Genomic DNA, 1,911 nt, shown 5'->3' with positions numbered 1-1,911 from the left:
ATCCCCCACGTAGGCGATGACTCTGGGGCGGCGCCGTCGATCGTTCGTTCTCGCGATCGCCCCTGGAAAGCCGCCCCGAACCAGGCGTTCGGCATATCCGGCGCGAGAAATGGTCGACTCGTGGCGAAGATCCTCACCGTGGGCGAAGACCGCGTCGACAAACCTGTCCGGCATACCGTCGATCTCACCTTGCGAAAACGGCCACAGCTCAATGGTCTCCATCCGGCCGACCAGAGTGTCGGGCAGAGACCGCAGGCCAAGCACTCGCGCCGAACCTGTCAGCAGGAACCGACCTGGCCGTGGGTCGGCGTCGACTCTCGCCTTGATCGACAACAGTAGTTCAGGTGCCCGCTGAATCTCGTCGATCACCATCGGCTCAGAGAAGTCGACGAACCCATCCGGATCCTCGAGTGCGGCCTGACGAGTCAGGGCGGTATCGAGATCGCGCCATTCGACGCCGCGAGCCTTGGCGACCAACCGCACCAGGGTGCTCTTACCGCACTGCCGCGCCCCGTTGACCAGCACGACTCTGGTGTCGTCAAGCGCGGCGCTGAGCATGGCTTCCGCATGTCGCGGCAAGGCTGGGCCGAGTAGGGTCTGCATCCGCACTCCTATGTCTGGGCCAGCTGGTGGATCTGCCGCTAGTGTACTGGTGGATCTGCCGCTATATAGCTGGTGGATCTGCCGAAGCTCACCCGCGCCGTTCTCGCCCAGGCACACCATTGACCGCGGTTTCCCGCTCTGGACCATCGACGCCTCCGTGGCAAGCTGGTAGGGCCATGCGAACTGGTCGCGGCCTGTCGGCCGACCTACGTTCACGGTCAGCGCGCGTGGGTTTGCCGCAGGAAGGAAGGTGCGCCGCCGTTGATCGTTCGTTCGCGCGAATGCCTCTGGAAACCCTCCCCGGACAAAGCGCTACTTCCAGCGAATTGATCACCGCAAGGCAAGCACGCAAGTAGCCGACGAACCCTCAGCGATAGGCGTCCGACCGCTTGGCAACGGTGTAGATCGTCACCTGCTGCTCACCGTCGTCGACTTCGTAGACGATCCGGTACTGCCCGATCCGGATTCGATAGTCGTCCCGGCTCCCGACCAGCTTCTTGGCGCCAGCCGGTCGAGGCTCTTCACTGAGCCCGATGATCGCCTTCAACGCCGCCCCGAAGGCGTCACGAGGAAGCTTCTGGAGCTGCTTCAGGGTGTCCTGATGAAACTCGATCTTCACGACGCGAGGACCACGGCCGGATCGACGCCGAGTTCCTCCACCATCTCGGACAGCGACATCGTCTCGAACGAGGTTTCCCGCATATGCCGAAGCCGCAAAGCGTCAGCGATATCCGCATGCTCGTGCAGCCGTTCATAGTCGGCCATGCTGATGAGCACAGCCACCTCGGTGCCACTGTCGGTGATGATGACCTCATCTCCGCTGGTAGCGACTTCACGAACGACCGCACCGAGGTTCGCGCGCAGATCCCGCAGACTGAAGGTACTCATGTTAAACATGTTACACCACGTGCGCCTGCGGGCAGCGGAGAGCCCGGTCAGGCGCCGAAACCGGCGAGGGCCGCGTCACCGTTCGCCGGGTGTCATCTGCCGAAACCGCCTCAAATGTCCGCCATCAACCATGCGCCTCGATCATCAGTACAACCAGCGGTTCGGTCGGGGTCCACAGCCGATCGTCTACGGTGTCGTCACGACGAAATATCTTGCACGGCAAGCAGACTCGGCGACGCTCAGCCAAACCTGTCGGGATCTCTCAGAGATTCGACGCAGTCCACCAAGAATCGGAGCGCATATCCTCGGGAAGGCTCGGATCGTCCGCGCCCGTCAGACCCAACTCTTTGACACGTTTGAACCACTCGATGCGCAGCGTGTCGGGAAGTCTATAGCCGCAATACGGACAATATCGCCTGT

The 1,911-nt window shown here is 62.3% G+C and carries 4 protein-coding genes; all 4 read right to left on the bottom strand.

Annotated elements, in window-relative coordinates:
* The coding region (locus tag ACFWPJ_RS31660; RefSeq protein ID WP_378857024.1) for an ATP-binding protein at positions 1-603 on the bottom strand (603 nt) is incomplete at its 3' end.
* A gap of 367 nt (positions 604-970) precedes the next feature.
* The gene (locus ACFWPJ_RS31655; protein WP_378857022.1) at positions 971-1,222 is read right to left on the bottom strand and encodes a type II toxin-antitoxin system RelE/ParE family toxin; all 252 of its coding nucleotides are present in this window, start codon (positions 1,220-1,222) and stop codon (positions 971-973) included.
* Positions 1,219-1,491, bottom strand: coding sequence for a type II toxin-antitoxin system Phd/YefM family antitoxin (locus ACFWPJ_RS31650; RefSeq protein ID WP_378857020.1), 273 nt, complete (start codon positions 1,489-1,491; stop codon positions 1,219-1,221). The genes ACFWPJ_RS31655 and ACFWPJ_RS31650 overlap by 4 nt, the downstream gene beginning before the upstream one ends.
* 262 nt (positions 1,492-1,753) lie before the next feature.
* Positions 1,754-1,911: DUF6980 family protein (locus ACFWPJ_RS31645; RefSeq protein WP_378857026.1), on the bottom strand; the 158-nt coding region annotated here is incomplete at its 5' end.

Origin of the sequence: Nocardia sp. NPDC058497 (assembly GCF_042720195.1) — a bacterium.
In the GTDB taxonomy this organism is placed as follows: Bacteria; Actinomycetota; Actinomycetes; order Mycobacteriales; family Mycobacteriaceae; genus Nocardia.
The sequence above is the reverse complement of the archived record's forward strand: the minus strand, read 5'-3'. Positions and strand labels throughout refer to the sequence as shown.